Below are 22,557 nucleotides of genomic sequence, written 5' to 3'. Positions count from 1 at the left end.
ATGGAAATGACATTTGAGGAGTTACTAAAATATAGCGAAGGAGAAATAATTTTAAATAATAAAAATAAAAAATTCAATAAATTATCAACTGATACTAGAAAAATTGAAAAAGATAATATATTTTTAGCATTAAAAGGTGAGAATTTTAATGGAAATAAGTATGTTAAGGAAGCTTTCGAAAAGGGTGCTTCAATAGCTATAGTTGATGAAGTTTTATATAATGAAGAAGAAATAAATGGTATTGTAATTAAAGTTAAAGATACAAAGAAGGCTTTATTAAGCATTGCAAGAGGATATAGAGAAAAGTTAGGAATAAAAGTAGTTGCCATAACAGGGTCTACAGGAAAAACATCTACTAAAGATTTGGTAAGTGCGTTTTTAAGTGGAAAATATAAAGTTTTTAAAACAAAAGGGAATTTTAATAATGAAATAGGACTTCCACTTATGGTATTAGAACTTGATAGTTCAATTGATGTTGCTGTTCTTGAAATGGGAATGAGTAATTTTAATGAAATTCATAATCTTGCCGAATGTGCAAAGCCTGATATTGCTATGATAACTAATATAGGAGTTTCTCATATAGAAAATTTAAAAACTAGAGAAAATATATTAAAAGCGAAGATGGAAATAACTGATTTCTTTAATAAAAATAATATTCTTATATTAAATAGTGAAGATGATATGCTTCAAACTGTTAATAGCAATATGTATGAAATAATAAATATTGGATATAATCAAAATTGTAATTATTTTGCTAAAAATATTAAATTAGATAAAGAAACAACATCTTTTGATTTTAACTATAATGTAGAAATGAATACAATAACATTACCAATGGTAGGTATTCATAACGTTCTAAATGCTCTACTAGGTATTGCTGCATCATATAAATTAGGTTTAACAGTAGATGAAATAAAAGAAGGTCTTAAAAATTTAGAGGCTACATCTATGAGATTAGAATTTATAGAAAATGAATTTGGAATAGAAATAATTAATGATTGTTATAATGCTAGTCCAGATTCTATGAAAGCAGCTCTTGATGTATTAAAAAATAGAGAAGGAAAAAGAAAAATTGCAATACTAGGCACTATGAGAGAATTAGGTGATGAAGCTAATAGATGTCATAAAGAAGTTGGAGAGTATGCAAAAGATAGAGTTGATTTACTTGTATCATGTGGTGAACATATAGATGATTTCAAAGAAGGTTTTGAAAAAAATAGAATAAAATTATATAATACAAAGGTAAATTTAATAAACGACTTAAATTCAATTATTAAACCTGGGGATGTAGTATTAGTTAAAGCATCAAGAGGAGAAAAATTCGAAGAAATAGTCGAAGAATTAAAAAATATAAAATAACAACGAAGGAGGTGAACTACTAAAGTAGATTTCTTTAGTAGTAAAGATGGGGGAATTTTTAAGTAGTTTTAGTAGTCCATTTATGGTGTTAGCATTAGCGTTAATATTAGGTTTTGTTATATCAATAGTATTAGGACCAATATTTATACCGATGTTACACAAATTTAAATTTGGCCAAAATATAAGAGAAGAGGGGCCAAAAAGTCATTTTAAAAAAGCTGGTACTCCAACAATGGGAGGAGTTATATTTATAATATCAGTTACAATTGTAATGTTTGTTATGAGATATAAGTTATCAGATGAAGGGATGATAATATTATATTCAATGATAGCCTTTGGTTTTATTGGATTTTTAGATGATATGTTAAAGATAATACACAAAAATAACTTAGGATTAAGAGCATGGCAAAAGATGTTATTACTTTTATTATTTTCAATAGCAATGGCTTATTATAGCTATAATGTTCTTGGAACAAGTATAGTAATTCCATTCTTAGGAATAGATTTAAACCTTGGAATAATATATATTCCATTTGTAATTTTATATTATGCAGGAGCGACAAATGCTGTAAATCTTACTGATGGTTTAGATGGATTAGCTTCAAGTGTTACAGTTATAGTTTTAATATTCTTTAGTATAATGTCTTATACACAAGGTAATTATCAAATAACAGTATTTTGTGTAGCTTTAATAGGAGCACTTTTAGGTTTCTTAAAATATAATAAATATCCAGCAAAAATATTTATGGGTGATACTGGGTCATTAGCATTAGGCGGTGCTGTTGCAAGTATAGCTTTACTTTTAAAGAATCCAATTATTCTTGCAATAGTTGGAGGAATATATGTTTTCGAAACTTTATCAGTAATAATACAAGTAGTTTCATTTAAAACAACTGGTAAAAGAGTATTTAAAATGGCTCCAGTTCATCATCATTTTGAACAATTAGGCTGGTCAGAAAAGAAAGTAGTATTTGTATTTTCATTAGTAACTATTATCCTTTGTATTATAGGGGGGATATCACTTTAATAATATATATCGGAGGAAGTTTTGTATGAGAAAATTAAGACCCAAAGGGAAGAGAATGGGTGAAATTGATTATGGTGTGTTTTGTACCATAATATTATTACTTGCTGTTGGGGTTGTAATGGTATATTCAGCAAGTTCTTATTATGCTATGTTTCATAATAATGATAGTATGCATTATTTGAAAAGACAGCTTATATGGAGTGTTTTAGGTGTTGTATCTATGATGATTATGATGTCAGTAGATTATCATAAGCTTAAGAAGATAATACTACCATTAATCCCAATAACTATATTAGCATTATTAGCTGTTTTTGCTTTTCCGGGTGTTAATGGAGCAAAAAGATGGATTCAACTTGGACCACTTTCATTTCAACCTTCAGAACTTGCAAAATATGTAGTTGTACTTTATTTAGCAATGTTTTTAGAAAGAAAAGGAGATTATGTAAAAAGTCTAAAAAAAGGTGTAATTCCTTGCTTTTTAATTGCTGGTATATTTGCAGGTTTAGTACTTGCTGAGAAAAATTTAAGTATAGCTTCAGTTATTATGATTGTTACGTTTATAATGGTATATTCATCAGGTGCTAGAAATCAGCATATGTTTGGCCTTGTTATGCCAACTTTAGGAGCGGCGGCAGCAGCATTTGCATTTTTAGAACCGTATAGAAGAGCAAGAATGTTAAATTTTATAAATCCTTGGAAGGATCCAGCAGGAAATGGATATCAATTAATACAGTCATTCTATGCATTAGGAGCTGGTGGAGTAACAGGTTTAGGACTTGGGCAATCAAGACAAAAGATGCTTTATATGCCAGAGCCACATAATGACTTTATATTTTCTATAATAGGAGAAGAATTAGGGTTAATCGGTTGTATAGTAATCATATTATTATTTGTTGTATTTGTTTGGAGAGGAATAAGAGTTGCTATAAAAGCTAGGGATACTTTTGGAAGTCTTTTAGCTATAGGAATAACATCCGTTATAGCAGTACAATCTATAATAAATATAGCTGTTGTTACTGGATCAATGCCAGTAACAGGAGTTCCACTACCATTTATAAGTTATGGAGGAACATCCCTTGTAATCAACTTAATAGCTATGGGTATATTACTTAATATATCAAGACAAGTTGAAGGCAAAGAAAAGATTAAGAATATAAATGAAAAAAAGGCTTAGTAGTAATAACACTACTAAGTTTTTTAATGGGCAATATAAAATAATTAATTCCTTGTTAAGAATTTTTTGATGAAAATTTATATGAACAATGGTATTATATTAATGTATATATAAAATATGTGAGGATAGGTAAATGTATGGGAACATCAGAAAATAGATATATAAAAAAAGCTAGACGGAAAAGGATGATAAAGCGAAGTATTTTTATATTAATTTTAATATTAGTTGCATTAGGATTATTTATCACAAAATCAAATATGTTTTTAATAAAGAATATAGAAGTAAGTGGAAATAAATTAATTTCTAAAAATCTTATAGTTAATAAACTTCAAGGTGTTAAGGGAGAAAATATATTTTTTATTAAAAGTAATGATATAAAAACAAAACTTAAATCAGATCCATATATAAATGAAATCTCTATATCAAGAAAGTTTCCATCAACACTTAAAGTTGATATTACAGAAAAGAATGTAGCGTATTATGTAAAATCTAATAACGGATACGATATTATAAGTTCTGATTTTATTTTTTTAGAAAAAGTAAATAATTTGAATGGAAAAAATTTGATAGAAATAACAGGGTTAAACTCTGGAAATGAAACTTTAGGAAGTAAATATATTGATACTAAGGATGATACAAGGTTAGAAGATTTTCTAAAAGAATTGTATAAGATAAAACAAGCAAATACTACAAAACATAATATAACTAATGTTAATGTTTCAAATCTTAATTCAATAATAGTATATTTTGGTACTACTGAAGTAAGGATTGGAAATGGAGATGATTTAGTTAAAAAAATGAATGATGCTCTAAATATTTTAAGTGGGTTAAAAGAACAAAAAGTTGATATGAAAAATGGATATATAGATGTAAGTTTTGAAGGAGCTCCTGTAATTAGAGAGAGAAAATAGAGGAGGTTATATATAAATGAAGAAATCAGTTTCACAGATTTCTATTGCTGCTGTATGTGCTATATTAGGATTTTTATTAGCATATCAGTTTAAAATATTAAAAATAAATAATGAAACAGGAATAGACAGTTACAATAAAAGTGATATAATTGCAGAAATTGATAGTTTAAAGAAGGAAAAGGAAGAACTTCAAAAGAAAAATAATTCATTAGGAGAAGAATTGAAAAATTTAGAAGAATCAGCTTCAAAAGAAGGTAATGTTGGGAAAGAAATAAAAAACCAATTAGATTCAGCTAGGATGCAATTAGGGCTTGTAGATGTAAAAGGACCAGGAGTTACTATAAAGATAACTCCAAAGACATCAATATTTGGAAGCAATACAGAAGAAATGGGGAGAGGGATTACTGAAGAAGAATTAGTACATATTATTAATTTACTTTGGTATTCAAAGGCTGAGGCAATTTCAGTAAATGGATACAGGATAACTCCACAAACTGGTATAAAAAATTCAAGTAATTATATATGGATTGGAAGTGCTGGTAAAGTTAGTCCTAAGGAACCTATAACAATAAAAGCAATAGGGGATAAGGCAAGGTTAAATGTTGGATTGAATTTTCCAGGGTCTTTAGATTTTGGAGCACTTCAAAATTATAATTGTGAGGTTGAACAAAGTGATAATATAATTATAGATAAAACAACTCAAACTATAAAAAGTGATTATTTAAAACCAGTTGAAAAAAAGGAGGAGAAATAATGGTACCATTTATAGGACTATTAATAGGGATAGTATTTGGCTTTATATTTGATATAAATATTCCAGATAAGCTTTCACCGTATATGTCTGTTGCTATATTGGCGTGCTTAGATTCTGTCTTTGGAGCAATAAGAGCTAATCTATCAAATAGTTTTCAAGCTGATATATTTATTTCAGGTTTTTTTGGAAATTCTTTATTGGCTGCTGGTTTAGCATATCTTGGAGATAAGCTTGGAATACCTATTTATATTGCAGCAGTAATAGTATTTGGTGGAAGAATATTTAATAATTTCGCAATAATACGAAGATTACTGATAGAAAAACTTAGATCAAGACATAGCGAGAAAAAGGTATGAAAATAAAGGGCGGATTTATAGTTTTTATTGCAGCTATATTTTTAGGTATGCTTATATCGTTTAATATAAACTTTAATCAAATAATAGAAAGGAATTTAAGCTTAAGTGCAAAACAATATAAAGATGCAATAAATGAAAAGAGAGATTTATATAAAGAGGTTGAAAGCTTAAGAGAAAATAATATTAAAACTCAAGAAACTATAAATAAATATAAGTATGATGATAAAAAACAAGATAAAATATTAGATAGTATGAAATTACAGCTTAAAGATTATAGTATGATAACAGGACTTACAGAAGTTCAAGGTCCAGGACTTTTAATAAAAATAAATGATGGAAATATTGATTTAAATAAGGATACAGATTTTGAAACTAAATCAAAAATATTTCATGATAATGATATGGCATTAGTTTTGAATGATTTAAGAAAAGCAGGGGCGGAAGCTATAAGTATAAATAATCATAGAGTTACACCAGGTAGTGGTGTTATATGTAATTGGGCTTTTTTGGGTTTTGGGGATGAAACAACAGAATATGCACCATTTTACATATATGCAATAGGCGACCCAGAAGTTATGAAAACTTCTTTATTAGAGGAAGGAAGTCATATTAGAGAACTTATGATTAGACAATTATCAGTTAATATAGAAATAAAAGAAAATATAGTTATGCCAGCTACATCTAAGATAATGCACAATGAATATATGAAGGAATATGTAGCTAATTGATAAAAAATATGAAATATATAAAAAAATATATATAAATTAGAGGAATTTGAAAATAAATGAAGAATAATATTATTTAGGGTAGAAACTATTAATTAAGGAGGCTTTTATGAGTATTAAGCAAAATATAGAAACCATAGAAAATAATTTACCTAAAAGCGTAAAATTATTAGCAGTTTCTAAAACTAGAACTATAGAAGAAATGGAAGAGGCTTATGATTTTGGATTAAGAGATTTTGCTGAAAATAAAGTTCAAGAATTAATTAGAAAAGAAGAGTTATTTCATAAAGATGTAAGATGGCATCTTATAGGTAACTTGCAAACTAATAAAGTTAAATATATTGTAGGCAAGGTACATTTAATTCATTCCCTTTCAAGTATTAAGCTTTTAGAAAAAATAGAAGAATTATTTGGAAAAAGCAATGTTGTAGCTAATACTTTAATTCAAATAAATATAGGAAGGGAAGAAAGTAAAACAGGGATTTTACTTGAAAATTTAGAAGAGCTTATAGAGAAAATTGAAGAATGTAAATTTGTGAAAGTTAAGGGTATAATGGTTATCATTCCAAAAGGAAATGATGAAAGTAATAGGTATTATTTTAAGCAAACTTATGATATATTTTCAAAATTAAAAGAAAGATCTTTTAATAATATAAATATGGAAATATTATCAATGGGGATGACAAATGATTATAAAATAGCAATAGAAGAAGGTTCTAATATGATTCGTATAGGAACTGGAATATTTGGAGAAAGAAATTATAATATTTAGGAGGAATTTTTATGGCAAATATGATATCAAAGATGAAAAATATTTTAGGTTTTGGAGATTTTGATGAAGATTTTGATGATGATGGATTTGCAGATGAAATCGAAGAAATAGATGAGGATGTTACTGAAACAGATGAGAATATTTCAGCACCTGCAGTATCAGGAAAGAGATCAAACAAGGTTGTAAATATTCATACTTCAGCATCAGCTAAAGTTTTAATAACAAAACCTACTGCATATGAAGAAGCTATGGAAATATGTGATGCTATAAGAAATAGAAGAATAGTAGTAGTTAATACAACTAATCTTGATATAAGAACAGCTCAAAGATTGTTAGATTTTATTGGTGGTTCTTGTTATGCATTACATGGAGATATACAAGAAATAGAAAAAAGAGTATATTTACTATCACCTTCAAATGTTGAGGTAACTAGTGAGTTAAAAAGTGAGTTAACTTCAAAAGCTTTATTTAATTGGTCTAAATAATAGGAGGATATTATATGCAAAGCTTTTTAGTTAATTTTATTAACTCCCTTTTTCGTATAATAGAATTAGCCATTATTTTAGAATGTATATTATCTTGGGTTATAAGAGATAGAAATAATGGAATAATGGGTATTATAACAAGTTTTACAGATCCTATTTTGAAGCCATTTCGAATTATACAATATAAATTTTTAGGAAATTTACCAATTGATTTATCACCTATATTCGCAATTATTATATTAGATTTAATAAGACCAATAATTTTATCAATATTGTTAAGCGTTTTTTAGTATGAATAAAGAAACTATAATTAAAAAATTTATAGGTGAAGATAAAAATAAAGCAATAAATTTATATGAAAAAATGATAATTTCATATAATAGAGATATTCCTATGTTTGGAAGTGAATTTTATACTCCAAACATATGGAAATTTTTTTGTGATGAAGAAAAGATAAATGGATTAAAGGTTGAAAGTGAAGGAGTTTTTGAAGATTCCGAAAGACGTATGATATGTTTTAATAATAACTTTTATTTACCTTTTCCAATAGTTCTTCTTAAGATAACAGTAAACACGAAATTTAATAAAGTATTTCATAATCAATATTTAGGTAGTATACTATCATTAGGATTAGAAAGAAATAAGATTGGTGATTTAATAGTTAAAGATAATACCTGTTATGTTGTAGTTCATGAAGATATAAAAGATTATATAATATCTAATTTAATTCAAATAGGAAAAGCAAAATGTAATGTAGAAGAAGTTGACAAAACTACAAATGAAGTAACTTATAATTTTGAAAATATTACAATAAATATTTCATCTATGAGAATAGATTCTGTAGTTGCAAAGCTTATAAATAAATCAAGAAATATAGCTCAAAGTATGATTGATGAGGGTTTAGTACTTGTAAATTATTCTACAGTAAGAGATAAAAGTTTTGAGGTAAAAAGGGAAGATAGAATAACTATAAGAAAATATGGAAAGTACATACTTGGGGAATGTACTGGATATACAAAGAGTGGAAAATGTAAAATAGATATAAAAAAATATACATAGTAGAGGTGTGAAAATAATGAAATTAACTCCAATGGATATAAATAATAAGGAATTTAAGAGGGGTCTTAGAGGATATATTCCAGATGAAGTAGATGAATTTTTAGATGAAGTTGTTGATAATTATGAAGAACTATATAAAGAAAATTCAAAGCTTAAAGAAAAGTTAGAAATTTTAGAAGAACAAATAGAACATTATGCTAAAATTGAATCAACTATTCAAAACACTTTAGTTTTAGCTCAAAATGCTGCAGATCAAGCAAAAGAAAGTGCACAAAAAGAGGCCGAACTTATTGTTAAGAATGCAAATGAAACAGCACAAAGAATAGTAGATAAAGCACACAATGATGTTATTCAAATAAATGATGAATTTGATAGAGTAAAACAGGAATTTATTAAGTTTAGAGCTAAGTTTAGAAATTTTATGAATACACAATTAGAAACTTTTGATGATTTAGAGAAAGATATAAATAAAAATTACTCAATTACAAATACAATAGAAGATTTAGATATTAAAGATGTTAATTATAACGAGGAAATAGTTGATAATGTAGTTGAAGGGGTTTCATCAAGTGAATTAGATGAGATAAAAAGTTTTTTTGCAAATAAAGAAGAATAAAAACCGGCATTACTTTGTAATGCCGACTTTTTTATATATTGATATAGTTGAGTAAAAGTATACTATATATTATAATTGTTAAGTAATAAAGTTTTAGGAGAATTTTAAAATGGATGAATTAATATATAGCATAACAAATGAAGAAAAGAACATTAGAATTGATAAATTTCTTTTAACAAAATTAGAAGGAAAATCAAGAAGTTTTATTCAAGGATTAATAGAACGTGAAAAAGTATTGGTAAATGATAAAAAAATAAAAAGTAATTATAAATTAAAAGAAAATGATAAAATAAAGGTAATTGTTGAGGAACCAAAAGAATTAGCTGTTGAATCAGAAAACATCCCATTAGATATAATTTATGAAGATAAAGATGTAATAGTAGTAAATAAACCAAAAGGAATGGTTGTCCATCCAGCTCCAGGGAATTATACAGGAACCCTAGTTAATGCATTATTATATCATTGCAAAGATTTATCAAGTATTAATGGAATTATAAGGCCAGGTATAGTTCATAGAATAGATAAAGATACTACTGGTATACTTGTAATTGCAAAAAATGATGATGCTCATAATAAATTATCAGAACAATTAAAAGAACATTCTATGAAAAGAGAATACTATGCATTGGTTGAAGGTAGAATGAAGCAAAATGAAGGAACAATAGATAAGCCTTTAGCTAGATCTAAGAGAGATAGATTAAAAATAGCAATATGTGAAGATGGTAAAAGGGCAGTGACACATTATGAAGTTATAGAAAGATTTAGAAATTCTACATTAGTAAAGTGTGTTTTAGAAACTGGAAGAACTCATCAAATTAGAGTTCATATGGCATCTATTGGATACCCACTTGTTGGAGATCCTACATATGGTTTTAAAAAAGGTAAATTTAAAACTGAAGGGCAAATGTTACATGCTAAAACATTAGGATTTATTCATCCTTCAACTTCAGAATATATGGAGTTTTCATCAGAGCTTCCAGAAAATTATAAAGTGTTATTAAATAATTTAAGAAAAGATAATGTATAGGAGGATAAAAATGAAATTAAAAGCAAACTTATTAGATGATAAGGCTATAAAGAGAAGTTTAATAAGAATTTCACATGAGATAATTGAAAAAAATAAAGGCGTAGATGATTTAGTTTTAATAGGTATAAAAAGAAGAGGATATCCTTTAGCTAAAAGAATATCTAACTTCATAAAAGATATTGAAGGAATAGAATTACCTGTTGGTTCAGTTGACATAACTTTATATAGAGATGATTTAAGCAAAGATAATGAAAGTCCAGAGTTAAAGAGTATTGATTTAGGTGTTGATATAAAAGATAAGAGAGTAATAATAGTTGATGACGTATTATACACTTGTAGAACAGCAAGAGCAGCTATGGATGCAATAATAGATGTGGAAAGACCTAAAGTAATTGAATTAGCAGTTCTTATAGATAGGGGACATAAAGAATTACCTATAAGAGCAGACTTTGTTGGAAAGAATATACCAACATCAAAAGAAGAAGTTGTTGGAGTTAAAATACAAGAAATTGATGGAGAAGATTCAGTAAAAATATATCAAAAAGAAGTTTAATTTAAACTTAAAGGAGCGAATTTAATGGAATACAATTTAATTGCAACTACAACCTTTGGAATAGAAGGAGTAACTGCAAAAGAACTTAAGGCTTTAGGATATGAAGGGTTAAAGACAAAAAATGGTAAAGTTCATTTCCAAGGAGATGAAATGGATATAGCAATAGCAAATATACATTTAAGAACGGCAGATAGAGTTTTAATAAAAATGGCAGAATTTGAAGCAAGAAGTTTTGAAGAGCTATTTCAAGGTACAAAAAAAGTAAATTGGAGCAAAATAATTCCTAAAGATGGAGTTATGCATGTAGTTGGAAAATCTATAAAATCAACTCTTTATAGCGTTCCGGATTGTCAATCTATAGTAAAGAAGGCAATAGTAACTCAAATGAGCGAAGCTTACGGAATAAGTCAATTTAGTGAAGATGGTCCAGTATATAAAATAGAAGTTGCTATATTAAAAGATAAAGTAACTCTTACAATAGATACATCAGGAGCTGGACTTCATAAGAGAGGATATAGAGAACATGCAGGAGCAGCACCTCTTAAAGAAACATTAGCATCAGCAATGGTTTTATTATCAAGATGGAAAGAGGAGTATATATTGATTGATCCATTTTGTGGCTCAGGAACAATACTTATAGAAGCTTGTATGATTATGCAAAATATTGCTCCAGGATTAAATAGAGAGTTTGTATCAGAAAAATGGCCAACAATGCCACCTAATATATATGATCAAGTAAGAAATGGTGCGAGAAAAGCTATAAAAAATAAGCCTTTAAAGCTTATAGGTTATGATATAAATTATAGAGTTTTAAAAGTTGCAAAAGAAAATGCAAAAAAAGCTGGTGTGGATGAATATATAGAGTTTCAAGAGAGAGACTTTAGAGTATTTTCAAATAAACATAAATATGGTTTCATAATATCTAATCCTCCATATGGGGAAAGATTAAGTGATGAAAGAGAAGTAAAAGAGCTTTATAGAATATTTGGAGAATATAAAAAGGAGTATTCAGAATGGGAATTTAATATCCTTACATCATATGAAAATTTTGAAAAGTCATTCAATAGAAAATCAACTAAAAATAGAAAACTTTATAATGGTAAATTAAAATGTTATTATTACCAATATTTTGATAATAGCTTAATAAAAAATCAAGGTGATACTTTGATGCAATGTTTAATATAATAAAAAGGTCTAGAAACTTTAATAAGTTTCTAGACCTTTTTATTATTTATTTAAATTAAGTGTTTCAAAATCTTTAGGTTCTACATACATAGTATAGTTAGTATGATAAATAACCATCCCAGGCTTAGCACCGTTTGGTTTCTTTAAATTTTTTACCAAAGTGTAATCTACAGGAACTTTTGATGATGTTTTTGCTTTACTATAAAAAGCAGCAATGACAGCAGCTTCTTCTAATGTATTATCAGGAACTTCATTAGAGCAAACTATTACATGAGATCCAGGAATATCTTTAGTATGTAACCACATAAAATTTTTATTTGCAAATTTAAGGCTTAGATAATCATTTTGTAAATTATTTTTACCTACATATATATCGATATTATCAGAAGATATAAAATGTAGAGGCTTTGACTTAATAATTTTTTTCTTGTTTGATTTTTTGAATTTTAAGTATCCTGTTTCCATAAGTTCATTTTTAATTTCTTCAATTTCATCATAAGAATCAGCATTTATAATATTAGTAAGAACTGAATTTAAATAATTTAATTCAGTTTTATTTTTTTCAAGTTGCACTTTAGCTTCTTCTTCAGCTTTTTTTAATTTATTATATTTTTTATAATATATTTGTATATTTTCAGATGGAGTTTTATTTGGATTTAATTTAATTTTTTCGATAGGTAAATTTTCATCATAAAAGTTTTGTACTTCAACAAATTTATCACCTTTTTTAAAGCTGTATATAGAAGAAGTTAATAAATCACCTTTAATTTTAAAAGCATCTTTTATTAAACAATCTTTTAATGTTAAATTAAGTATTTTTTCTTTTTTATTGCAACGTTCTATATTTGTATTAATTAATTTTTGTAAGTTTTGAGATCTGCTATGAAGTCTTTCTTGCTTATCTTTTTTAAAATAAAAATCATCTAACATTTTTGATGGATCTTTATAATTTATTTTTCTTAAGTTTTTATAAACATTTAATAAATCTACTGAATAAAAATCTTTAAATAATCCATTTTCATTTATATATATATTAAAATTAATATTATTTTTTAAATTATTAAATAAATTTGTAACAAATTTGTATAACCTTTCTGAAGTTATTGGGTTATAATAATCAATAGTAATATTTAAAAATATTTCCTTGGAAAAGGTTTTACTAATCCCGGTAAATATATTAAAGAATAGATTTTCGTTAACTTCATAAGAGTTAGCATTTATAATATTTTCAAAGTCTTCCTTAGAAAAATTAAATGGATTTAATTTTTGAGATTTTGGTGGATAGATATAAGTAACACCTGGATATAAAACTCTAAAACTATTTATATCAGGAGTAATATGTTTTATTGATTCCATAACTTTAAAGTCACGCTCACGAACTAAAGTTATATTTGAATGTCTTCCCATTATTTCAATAATTAATTGGTACTTGCTATCAAAACCTAACTCATCTCTAGAAGAAATATGAAGAGTTATTATTCTATCATTATCTTTTTGAGTTATGTTTGTTATAGTACCTCCAAGTAAATACTTTCTAAGAACCATTAAATATAATGGAGCTTTAAGAGGGTTATTTTTTTGAGTATTGGTAATATGTAATCTAGCAAATTGTGAAGATGCTGAGATTAATAGTTTAATATTTTTTCTATCTTTTCTTAATGTTAAAATAATTTCATCTTTTTCAGGTTGATTTATTTTATCTATTTTAGAATTTATAATAGAAATTCTTAAATTATCGATTAAGCTGTTTAAAAATATACCGTCTAATGCCACGTTTATCGTCCTTTCTTTTCTTTAATTTAAGGATAGTATAACACCAAATAAAGATAATAATCAATTATATATATTAGTTACAGGAGGAATAGAAATGAAGTTTACAAAGATGCAAGGTATTGGGAATGATTTTATATTTATTGAAGATTTAGATAACAAATTATTAGAAAAAGAAGTTTCAATAGCTAAAAAGCTATGTGATAGACATTTTGGAATAGGTGCAGATGGATTAGTTGTAGTTAGAAAATTAAATAATTTAAATATGAAAATGACTATTATAAACAGTGATGGATCTAGAGCAAATATGTGTGGAAATGCAATAAGATGTTTTGGAAGATATATTTATGATAAAGGATATGTTAAAGATAAAAAGTTTATTGTGGAAACAGATGATGGAAAAAAAAAAATTGAACTTATAAGTGAAGATAATATTATAATTGGAGCTAGAGTTTATATGGGTAAGCCATCATTTAAAGGCGAATTAATTCCATTAAATAATAAAAAAGAATTAATAAAAGAAGAGGTAAATATAAATAATAAGATATATGAGTTAACAACATTATTAATGGGTGTACCACATACTATAGTAATTGATAAAAACAATAATTATAATGTTTTAGAAGGAAAGTATATAGAGAAGTTTAGTTATTTTAAAGAAGGAACAAATGTTAATTTTGTTAAAGTAATTGATAGTGATACAATTAAAGTAGATACATGGGAGAGAGGCGCAGGAAGAACTTTAGCTTGTGGTACTGGAACATGTGCATCTGCTGTTGTAACTAATAAATTTGGATTAACTAATAATAAAGTATTAGCAAAGCTACCAGGTGGAGAATTAATTATAGAAGTTTTAGATAATGGTGTTTATATGACGGGGAATGCTGAGTATATATGTAAAGGTGAAACATTATAAATATAGATAAGAGGGAGTTTAATGCATTTATTAAAAAAGGTATCAATCAAAGTACCTATGTATATACTAATTATTTTAAGTTTATCTTTGACATTTATTTCGTGTAATAGTAAATCAAATATAGAAAACTCAAATTTAAATTTGCAACCTATAAACTTAGAAAAAGGTTCTGTGTTATTAGAAAGTAATGGAAAGTATAAAGTTTTTGATTTACAAGAAGATAAATATCATGGGATAAGTAATGATAGGGTTATTATAAATTTTAACAAAGAAAGTGGAACTTATATTTTTGTTAAAGATGGAAAACATTATATTTATTATAAGGGTAAAGAAATTCCAATAAAGGATAGTAATTATAACTTTATAAAAATATCTTATGATGGAAGATATGTTTCTTATATGAGTTATGATAACGGATATAATTTAAAAGTAATTTCTTTAGAAGATGATAAAGAAATAAATATAAAATCTAAGGTTGCTATTTCTGGCAATTTATATGATTTTATAAAAAATGATAAACTTGTCTATTATGGAATTTCAGAAGATAAAATAAATGGAATATTTACTTACGATTTAAAAGAGAATAAAGAAGAACTTTTATACAATCTAAAGTCTGGAGGATATGTAGATTTTCTAAAGGGAGATCTTAATAGTGTATTTGTGTTTCAACAAAAAGCTAATAATGAAAAAATCTTATTAGAAATAAATGCTGAAAATAAGAATATAAATAATATATCAAATAGTTTTAAATCTATAAATGATTTAGAAAAACAAGATAATTCATACTATATATTAGGCGAAGCTTTTGATGATACAAAATCATTATATAAGTTAAAAGATAAAAATGTTAAAAAATTAGTATTTTCTTTTCCATCAAGTATAAATATGAAAAAAGGAATTCAGATTTCAAATAGTGGAATATTATTTATTGGAAGTAATTCTTCAGAAGGTAAAGAAGAAGTATTTTCTTATAAGGATAACAGTGTTTCTTTAATAAGTAATAAAGAAGGAAACTATAACTTTATAAATATAAATTAAAGTCTTAATTTTTATTAAGGCTTTTTTATTTTGCTTTGAATATTATATGAAATATTTGGAAAATAATTAAATAAATAATATTAAGGAGGAGATATGAAAAATTTAATTTTAAATATAGATTTAAATTGTGTATACAAAATAGATAAAGATAAGATGATTGAATACAAAATATTACCTTTATATATTGAAAAGGATTATATAAAGGTTGCAACTTATGAAAAAAATAATAATTCAAAAGAGTTTATAGAATTTATATTTAGTAAAAAAGTAGAATTTATTTATTTAAGTAAGGATGATTTTTATGATTTATTTTATATGGTTAAGCCGGACTTAAGCAAATCTTTAGAGGAAATTTTTATAAAATATACTATATCTAAAAAAGGCAGTGATATACATTTTGAGCCTTTTGAAGATTTCGTAAATGTTAGAATAAGAATAGATGGAATCTTAATATTAGTTAGTAAAATAAGAATATGTGATTATAATCAAATATTATCTAGAGTAAAGTTAAATGGAAATATGGATATTGCAGAAAAGAGAAAACCTCAAGATGGAAAAATTGTTGTTAAGTATAATGAAATTTATTTTGATTGCAGAATATCTATAATACCATTAGTATTTGGAGAAAAAATGGTTATAAGAATACTTTATAAAGAAAAATCTGATTATAATATGGAATTACTTAATTTATCAAAAGAACAGTCTAAAAATTTAGAGAAAATTATAAAAGCTAACAATGGAATAGTCATAATAAATGGTCCGACAGGAAGTGGTAAATCTACAACTTTATATTCAATAATTTCAAAAATTAAAGATAATGATATAAATATAACTACCATTGAAGATCCGGTGGAATGTAATCTTAGTGGAATTAATCAAATAAATGTGAATAATAAAATAAATTTAAATTTTGCAAATGGTCTAAGGAGCATATTAAGGCAAGATCCAGATGTGATAATGGTAGGAGAAATTAGAGATGAAGAAACAGCTAATATAGCAATAAGAGCTGCAATTACTGGACATAAAGTTTATTCTACAATTCATACAAAATCAAGTAGAGATGTATTTTTTAGATTTGAAGATATGAATGTAAAGGATTATTTAATACGCGATTCAATGGTTGGGGCTATATCTCAAAGATTAATTGGTTGCTTGTGTGAAAAATGTAAAACTAAAAAAGAAGAAATCATAAATGATAAGATTTACTATTTTTATAAAGAAGTTGGATGTAAAAGATGTAATTATACTGGTATAAGTGGAAGAAGACTAATATGTGCAGTACATTTTATAGATGAAAATATAAGAAGTAAGCTTAAAAATATAAATGAAGATTTAGAAATATTGTCAAATGAACAAATGTATAGCAGATGTAAAGAATTATTGTATAAAGGAGAAATAAGCTATAAGCAATATAAAAGATTTATAAATGGAGAGGAATTAGTAAAATATGAATTTCAACAAAAAATATTCATATAAGAATTTAAGTATTATATGTGAAAACTTATCTAATTTATATAAAGATGGATTGCAAATAAGTAAAGCGATTAGTTTATTAAATGAATTTCCATTAAGAAATGATTATAAAAATAGTATAAAAGTATTAGTTAACTCAATAATGCAAGGAGAATCTTTAAGTGAAGGATTTATGAAAAATAATAATTTATATCCTAAGTTTTTTGTTGGAATGATTTCAATTGGAGAAAAGACTGGAAGACTTCAAGAAGTTCTTAATGAATTAAGTATATATTATAAAAGAAAAGATGAATTACTTAAAGATATAATAAATTTCTTGATATATCCAATGTTTTTATTAAGTTCTATGATATTTATATTAATTTTTGTAATGAAATTTATGATTCCTCAATTGGAGGATATATATAAATCTATAGGAAATTCTATTCCTTATATAGCACAAGTACTAATTGATTTTTCCTATAAAATAAACGAATCTCCAATTATATTTATATTATCTTTGTTTATATGGGTAATTTTAATTCCTTGCATATTATTTAAAAATAACTTTAATAAAATAATAAATTTAATATTTAAAAAGAATAAAATTTTTAAAGAATTTAGAGAGCTTGAGGTTATTTTAGTTATTAAGATAATTGTTTTAAGTGGGGTAAATATATCATTGGGGCTTAAATATTGTGAAGACGATATATTAAATAAAGAAATTTATAAAGATATTAATAAAAATATATTAAGTGGATTAGAACTTTCAGAATCTTTAAAGAAAACTATAAATTTATCTGAATATAGTCTAGCTATGATAAGGTTAGGTGAAGAAAGTGGTTCTTTAGATAATAACTTAGATAATTTATATTCAAGACTTTATAAGAAAAATAATGATAAACTTAAAAAAATAACAGCTATGTTTCAGCCGATAATTATTGTTATTATGTCTATTTTAATATTAGCATTTATTGGAATATTTATATTACCAATTTTTCAAAGTGTTTATGGAGGAATAATTTGATAAAGAAAAAGAAGGGGTATACACTTATTGAGCTTATGGCAGTAATTATAATTACAACTATTATAATAGGATCTTCAAATAGTATTATAAATTACTATACCAAGGCTATTAGAAATTTAGAAACAGAAAATTTTCTTACATCTATTGAAGGTATATTAACTTATAGTAAGGCTAAGGCAATAAAAGAGAATAAAAATTTTCAAATTAACTTTAGTAAAGCAAATAGTAAAGTTAATTTAACTCAAGAAGGTATCGTAATAGAATCTTTTAAAATACCAGATTATATAAGTGTTGAAAATGGATCTATTATTCAAATAAGTACTAATGGACAAATTTCATCTCAAACAACTGTAATGAAGAATTATAAAGATAAGGAAAAATATTTATTAAAAATAAGAGTAGGAGTTGACTATATAAATATTGAAAAAGAAAAGTGGTAGTATATTGCTTGAATGTATAGTTTCTATATTTATAATAACTATATTATGTGGAGTAGTTGTAAAAATGAATAAATTAGATTTGAAGGCATTTGTTATTAGGGAAGAATCAAGAAAAAATAATATTATTTTAAATAATATTATAAGTGAGCTTAAGTTTAATATTAGTATAAATGAATTAGATAGAATATTTAATAAGTTTGAAGAAAATATTTTTATTAATTTAAATGATGCAAATAAATTAAAAGATGAAAATATAATAAATTTATTTTCTAAATTTAATTCTAAAAGTTTTGTAAAAATAAGTAAAATTTTCAAAAATGATAAAGAGATTAAAATGAGTATAAGTTTAACTTTAAATGATGAAAAATTTTTAGAAACTGAAATATTAAAAGAGTATTGGATGGAATTAAAATGAAAAAGCAAGGCTTTACATTAATAGAATGTTTATCATATATATTTATATCATCAATTATAATTTTATGTTTGATTAAGTTAACATTGAATACATATAAGTATTCAAGTGAAAGAAATACTTTAATAAAAAAAGAAAATGAAATTGATAGGGCAATATTAAATATAAAGAAAATATTTTCAGAAGTAGATAATACAAATTATAAAATTTCAAAAAATAGTGATGAAATTGAAATTTCAAAGGAAGAACATAAGTTAGAAGAAATAAATGATAAAAATGCAATAGATAAAAATTTATTAGTTAAATATAAAAAGATATATTTAGTTAGCAAAACATTACAAATTAAGTATTATAGAGAAATAGGTGGAGTAAAAAAAGAGTTAACAACAAATATAATTTTAGATGATGTAACAAAATTTATTGTTTATAAAAAAGATAAACTTATATATGTTGAACTCGGAATTGATGATAAGGAGTACTTAATATGTATGTAAAAAAACAGGGGTATGTACTTATAAACTCTATAATATTAATATTTTTTATAACAACTATATTAATTTTAGGAGCTAAAATATCAAACATGAATATTAAATATATAAAAAATTATGAAATTTATTCTAGTTTTTTAGATTTAAAAGATAGTCAGGTTGAAGTTTTAAATATATGCAATGCTTGGCTAGAAAGTAATAGTAATAAAGTTATTAACAATATGAATAATGAAAATATAAATGATATAGAAAATTCTTATGTTATACCAAATGAAAATTATATTAAATTACATTATTTAAAAAGTAAAAAAATATTTAAAATAGCTTATGGTATTAAAAAAGAAGAAAAAACTTTATATTGTCTTTATAGTATAGAAGATAAAGAAAAAGTTTACATAGAAAAAGAAAGTCAGAATAATTTAAAAAAGGATGAAAAATTAAAAGCTGATTTACAAAATGAAGAAAATAAAATTTTAAGATTGTTTCCTAAAAGAAAGGTATAGAGTTTATGATAAATAAAGAAATATTAGAGATAAATAAATTTGGATATGTTTATAAAGGACAACAAAATTCACTAAATTTACATAATAAATTAAATGCTAAGATTTTTATATTAGATGAAGAAATTTATATAAAAGAATACTTAGAAATTAATAAAAAGAAAATTAGTAATATTATAGATAATGATATAAAGGGTGAGTTTAATGAAGATGATTATTTATTAGATTTTAAAGTTGATAAAAAACTAAATAAAACGTATATATATGCTGTTAAAGGTGGAAATAAAATATCACAAGTATTAAATAATATAAGAAAACTTAAAGTTATACCAATCCAATTTCAAATAATAAATTTAATAATTAAAATGAAGAAATTAAATACATTTAAGGCTGTAATAAAAGTTTATGAAAATTGGTATTTTGTTAAGGTGGTAAATGGGTATTTAATAAATAATAAAATATACAGTAATTTTAATTTAAAAGATTCGTTAGATAATATTCTAGTTGGAAAAATAAGTTTTCCTTTTAATAAAAAAAGCTTTATTTTAGAGGAGGTATGATATGAGCAATGAATTTATACCTAAAAAGTTTATAGATAAAAGGATGAAAGAAACTAAAACAAGATTAAATATAATGATTAAAATAACTTTAATTATTAATTTAATATTATTACCAAGTACAATTAGTAATATAAAAGTTTTGATAAATAATAAGGAAATAAAATCAAAAATAAATGAAAATATAGTAGCTGATATTGGAGTTAATATAGATGAATTAAAAGATTGGATGAATATATTATATAAAACCTCACGCAGTGGTGAGATTAAAAATAATGAGGGAAGTATGCTTATAATGGATAAAAAATATATAGATTATATAAGCAAAGAAAAAACAATAGAAAGTATAGAAAATAAAGGAGAGGAAGGTTATTATTTAAAGGTTTTAGGAAAATGATTATGAAAAAGATTTATTTTAAATATATATCACTTATAATAATGATTTTGATTCAGGGAATGTTTTTTGTATCATCATCTAAAATAGATGAAAAAAGTTATTATGATAATGCAATAAATGTATTTAATGGAGATATAAAAACTATTGATAATGTATTTAATGATTTAAGCAACATACAAGGACTAATTGTAAATAATATAGAAGGAAATAAAAATATAAAAGCTCTTGTAACTATAGAAGGAAATAAGGACGTTATTATTAAGGCAATGAAAGAAATAAAAGGTTATATTATAAAAGATTATGAAGTTAAATATGATAATGACAATTTTAATGTAAAATTAAATCTTGAAGAGTATAAATTTAAACGAAAATTATAATAATATTTAAAGAAGGATTTTAAATATAAAAATAATGTTAAAATAATACTCTAAATAATTGCAATTAATAAGGAGTTTTGATAAAATAAATTTGTATGTCAGAAGAAACCAAATTATGATTATATATGATTAACTTCTAATTGATATAATTATTTGGATTGAATTTATACTTTTGGAGGGATATTTAATGATATCAGCAGGAGATTTAAGAAAAGGTACAACTTTTGAACACGAAGGACAAGTATATACAGTTGTAGACTTTTTACACGTTAAACCAGGAAAAGGAGCAGCTTTCGTAAGAACAAAACTTAGAAATGTTATATCAGGAGGAGTTACTGAAACAACATTTAACCCTACAGCTAAGTTCCAAGAAGCTGTTATTGAAAGAAAAGAAATGCAATATTTATACTCAGATGGAGAGTTATATTACTTCATGGATCAAGAAACATATGATCAAATTCCTTTAAATTATGAAAAGGTTGAAGATGCTATAAAATACTTAAAGGAAAATATGTTTGCTATAATAAAATTCTATAAAGGAGACGCTTTCTCAGTTGAAGCACCAAACTTCGTAGAATTATTAGTAACTGAAAGTGAACCAGGAGTAAAAGGAAATACTGCAACAAATGCTTTAAAGCCAGCTACACTTGAAACTGGAGCAGTTGTAAATGTTCCTATGTTCGTTAATGAAGGAGATACTATTAGAGTTGATACTAGAACTGGAGAGTACATGGAAAGAGTTTAATAGTATTATAAATTGCTAAGTTCTTAGAACTTAGCAATTTTAATATATAAAAGGAAGTGTTTATATGGATAATATAAAAGAAGCAATTAAAGATTTAAATGCTACAATAAATACTATTGATATTGAAAATAAAGATTTATTTTTAAAGTTATCTAATATATTAGAAAATTTAACTGAAAAGGTTGAAGAAATTAAGGTTAACCAAGAGACAATTGAGGAAACTTTAGAATATATGGATGATGATTTATCAGGAATTCAGGAAGAACTTTTTGAAGAAGTTTCATTAGATGAATTAGAAGACTTTAATGATGAGTATAAAGAAATAAAGTGTAGTCATTGTAAAAAGCCTGTATTTATAGAAGTTTCTACACTAGAAAATAACAATAAAATTCCTTGTCCATATTGCAATAAAAATATAATAGAGTAAATAAAAAG

The 22,557-nt window shown here is 24.6% G+C and carries 29 protein-coding genes; 28 read left to right on the top strand and 1 reads right to left on the bottom strand.

The features are described 5' to 3' along the window. From AC4FQ1_RS02195 to AC4FQ1_RS02125, 15 genes are all read left to right on the top strand, one after another. Positions 1 to 1,359 (top strand): UDP-N-acetylmuramoyl-tripeptide--D-alanyl-D-alanine ligase, encoded by a 1,359-nt coding sequence (locus AC4FQ1_RS02195; protein WP_491168823.1) that lies wholly within the window; start codon positions 1 to 3, stop codon positions 1,357 to 1,359. 46 nt (positions 1,360 to 1,405) lie between these two features. After that, positions 1,406 to 2,386, top strand: a complete 981-nt coding sequence (gene mraY, locus AC4FQ1_RS02190; protein ID WP_491168822.1) for a phospho-N-acetylmuramoyl-pentapeptide-transferase — start codon at positions 1,406 to 1,408, stop codon at positions 2,384 to 2,386. A 25-nt stretch (positions 2,387 to 2,411) separates the two neighbouring features. Further along, positions 2,412 to 3,560: a stage V sporulation protein E gene (gene spoVE / locus AC4FQ1_RS02185; protein WP_303129018.1), complete on the top strand. Its 1,149-nt coding sequence runs from the start codon at positions 2,412 to 2,414 to the stop codon at positions 3,558 to 3,560. Positions 3,561 to 3,697: 137 nt separating this feature from the next. Continuing rightward, the gene (locus AC4FQ1_RS02180; RefSeq protein ID WP_491168821.1) at positions 3,698 to 4,471 is read left to right on the top strand and encodes a cell division protein FtsQ/DivIB; all 774 of its coding nucleotides are present in this window, start codon (positions 3,698 to 3,700) and stop codon (positions 4,469 to 4,471) included. Between the two features lie 16 nt (positions 4,472 to 4,487). Next, positions 4,488 to 5,225, top strand: coding sequence for a DUF881 domain-containing protein (locus AC4FQ1_RS02175; RefSeq protein ID WP_491146879.1), 738 nt, complete (start codon positions 4,488 to 4,490; stop codon positions 5,223 to 5,225). Next, complete coding sequence (locus AC4FQ1_RS02170; RefSeq protein ID WP_303129012.1) at positions 5,225 to 5,581, top strand: small basic family protein; 357 nt, start codon at positions 5,225 to 5,227, stop codon at positions 5,579 to 5,581. The genes AC4FQ1_RS02175 and AC4FQ1_RS02170 overlap by 1 nt, the downstream gene beginning before the upstream one ends. After that, on the top strand, positions 5,578 to 6,309 hold the full coding sequence (locus AC4FQ1_RS02165) for a DUF881 domain-containing protein (RefSeq protein WP_303129010.1): 732 nt from the start codon (positions 5,578 to 5,580) through the stop codon (positions 6,307 to 6,309). Before AC4FQ1_RS02170 ends, AC4FQ1_RS02165 begins: the two co-directional genes overlap by 4 nt. A gap of 106 nt (positions 6,310 to 6,415) precedes the next feature. After that, positions 6,416 to 7,078, top strand: coding sequence for a YggS family pyridoxal phosphate-dependent enzyme (locus AC4FQ1_RS02160; protein ID WP_491168820.1), 663 nt, complete (start codon positions 6,416 to 6,418; stop codon positions 7,076 to 7,078). A gap of 11 nt (positions 7,079 to 7,089) precedes the next feature. Further along, positions 7,090 to 7,563, top strand: a complete 474-nt coding sequence (locus tag AC4FQ1_RS02155) for a cell division protein SepF (RefSeq protein WP_303129007.1) — start codon at positions 7,090 to 7,092, stop codon at positions 7,561 to 7,563. A 14-nt stretch (positions 7,564 to 7,577) separates the two neighbouring features. Continuing rightward, positions 7,578 to 7,853, top strand: coding sequence for a YggT family protein (locus tag AC4FQ1_RS02150; RefSeq protein ID WP_491168819.1), 276 nt, complete (start codon positions 7,578 to 7,580; stop codon positions 7,851 to 7,853). A 1-nt stretch (position 7,854) separates the two neighbouring features. After that, positions 7,855 to 8,622 (top strand): YlmH family RNA-binding protein, encoded by a 768-nt coding sequence (locus AC4FQ1_RS02145; RefSeq protein ID WP_491168818.1) that lies wholly within the window; start codon positions 7,855 to 7,857, stop codon positions 8,620 to 8,622. 16 nt (positions 8,623 to 8,638) lie between these two features. Then, positions 8,639 to 9,238: a DivIVA domain-containing protein gene (locus AC4FQ1_RS02140; protein ID WP_303129003.1), complete on the top strand. Its 600-nt coding sequence runs from the start codon at positions 8,639 to 8,641 to the stop codon at positions 9,236 to 9,238. A gap of 109 nt (positions 9,239 to 9,347) precedes the next feature. Further along, entirely contained in the window at positions 9,348 to 10,265 is a 918-nt protein-coding gene (locus AC4FQ1_RS02135; protein ID WP_303129000.1) for an RluA family pseudouridine synthase, read from the top strand. A 10-nt stretch (positions 10,266 to 10,275) separates the two neighbouring features. After that, positions 10,276 to 10,818 carry a bifunctional pyr operon transcriptional regulator/uracil phosphoribosyltransferase PyrR gene (pyrR, locus tag AC4FQ1_RS02130; RefSeq protein ID WP_303128999.1) on the top strand — a complete coding sequence of 181 codons (543 nt, stop codon included), beginning with the start codon at positions 10,276 to 10,278 and terminating at the stop codon, positions 10,816 to 10,818. Positions 10,819 to 10,842: 24 nt separating this feature from the next. Next, positions 10,843 to 12,003 (top strand): THUMP domain-containing class I SAM-dependent RNA methyltransferase, encoded by a 1,161-nt coding sequence (locus AC4FQ1_RS02125; RefSeq protein WP_491168817.1) that lies wholly within the window; start codon positions 10,843 to 10,845, stop codon positions 12,001 to 12,003. A 42-nt stretch (positions 12,004 to 12,045) separates the two neighbouring features. Here AC4FQ1_RS02125 and AC4FQ1_RS02120 read toward each other — a convergent pair whose 3' ends face one another. Beyond that, entirely contained in the window at positions 12,046 to 13,776 is a 1,731-nt protein-coding gene (locus tag AC4FQ1_RS02120) for an Rqc2 family fibronectin-binding protein (RefSeq protein WP_491168816.1), read from the bottom strand. Positions 13,777 to 13,870: 94 nt separating this feature from the next. On the opposite strand from AC4FQ1_RS02120, the gene dapF reads away from it, so the two are divergent. The 13 genes from dapF to AC4FQ1_RS02055 all read left to right on the top strand — a co-directional run bounded on the left by dapF (position 13,871) and on the right by AC4FQ1_RS02055 (position 22,549). Next, positions 13,871 to 14,689, top strand: coding sequence for a diaminopimelate epimerase (gene dapF, locus AC4FQ1_RS02115; protein ID WP_491168815.1), 819 nt, complete (start codon positions 13,871 to 13,873; stop codon positions 14,687 to 14,689). 21 nt (positions 14,690 to 14,710) lie between these two features. After that, the gene (locus AC4FQ1_RS02110) at positions 14,711 to 15,727 is read left to right on the top strand and encodes a hypothetical protein (protein ID WP_491168814.1); all 1,017 of its coding nucleotides are present in this window, start codon (positions 14,711 to 14,713) and stop codon (positions 15,725 to 15,727) included. Between the two features lie 93 nt (positions 15,728 to 15,820). Continuing rightward, entirely contained in the window at positions 15,821 to 17,203 is a 1,383-nt protein-coding gene (locus AC4FQ1_RS02105; protein WP_491168813.1) for a GspE/PulE family protein, read from the top strand. Next, positions 17,175 to 18,206, top strand: a complete 1,032-nt coding sequence (locus AC4FQ1_RS02100; protein ID WP_491168812.1) for a type II secretion system F family protein — start codon at positions 17,175 to 17,177, stop codon at positions 18,204 to 18,206. Before AC4FQ1_RS02105 ends, AC4FQ1_RS02100 begins: the two co-directional genes overlap by 29 nt. Continuing rightward, positions 18,203 to 18,646: a prepilin-type N-terminal cleavage/methylation domain-containing protein gene (locus AC4FQ1_RS02095; RefSeq protein WP_491168811.1), complete on the top strand. Its 444-nt coding sequence runs from the start codon at positions 18,203 to 18,205 to the stop codon at positions 18,644 to 18,646. The genes AC4FQ1_RS02100 and AC4FQ1_RS02095 overlap by 4 nt, the downstream gene beginning before the upstream one ends. Next, complete coding sequence (locus AC4FQ1_RS02090; RefSeq protein WP_491168810.1) at positions 18,627 to 19,061, top strand: hypothetical protein; 435 nt, start codon at positions 18,627 to 18,629, stop codon at positions 19,059 to 19,061. Before AC4FQ1_RS02095 ends, AC4FQ1_RS02090 begins: the two co-directional genes overlap by 20 nt. Further along, positions 19,058 to 19,552, top strand: coding sequence for a hypothetical protein (locus AC4FQ1_RS02085; RefSeq protein WP_303128983.1), 495 nt, complete (start codon positions 19,058 to 19,060; stop codon positions 19,550 to 19,552). The genes AC4FQ1_RS02090 and AC4FQ1_RS02085 overlap by 4 nt, the downstream gene beginning before the upstream one ends. Next, positions 19,543 to 20,049 (top strand): hypothetical protein, encoded by a 507-nt coding sequence (locus tag AC4FQ1_RS02080; protein ID WP_491168809.1) that lies wholly within the window; start codon positions 19,543 to 19,545, stop codon positions 20,047 to 20,049. Before AC4FQ1_RS02085 ends, AC4FQ1_RS02080 begins: the two co-directional genes overlap by 10 nt. Positions 20,050 to 20,054: 5 nt before the next feature. Then, complete coding sequence (locus AC4FQ1_RS02075) at positions 20,055 to 20,606, top strand: hypothetical protein (protein ID WP_491168808.1); 552 nt, start codon at positions 20,055 to 20,057, stop codon at positions 20,604 to 20,606. Between the two features lies 1 nt (position 20,607). Beyond that, positions 20,608 to 21,000 (top strand): hypothetical protein, encoded by a 393-nt coding sequence (locus tag AC4FQ1_RS02070; protein WP_303128977.1) that lies wholly within the window; start codon positions 20,608 to 20,610, stop codon positions 20,998 to 21,000. Positions 21,001 to 21,002: 2 nt separating this feature from the next. Then, positions 21,003 to 21,377, top strand: coding sequence for a hypothetical protein (locus AC4FQ1_RS02065; protein WP_491168807.1), 375 nt, complete (start codon positions 21,003 to 21,005; stop codon positions 21,375 to 21,377). A gap of 187 nt (positions 21,378 to 21,564) precedes the next feature. Further along, positions 21,565 to 22,122: an elongation factor P gene (gene efp / locus AC4FQ1_RS02060; protein ID WP_303128974.1), complete on the top strand. Its 558-nt coding sequence runs from the start codon at positions 21,565 to 21,567 to the stop codon at positions 22,120 to 22,122. 64 nt (positions 22,123 to 22,186) lie between these two features. Further along, complete coding sequence (locus AC4FQ1_RS02055; RefSeq protein WP_491146944.1) at positions 22,187 to 22,549, top strand: CD1247 N-terminal domain-containing protein; 363 nt, start codon at positions 22,187 to 22,189, stop codon at positions 22,547 to 22,549. The last annotated feature ends 8 nt before the right edge of the window (positions 22,550 to 22,557 follow it).

This window comes from Clostridium sp. TJA020 (genome assembly GCF_058310295.1).
Note: the sequence above shows the minus strand (reverse complement) of the source record. Positions and strands in the feature narration are given on the sequence as shown.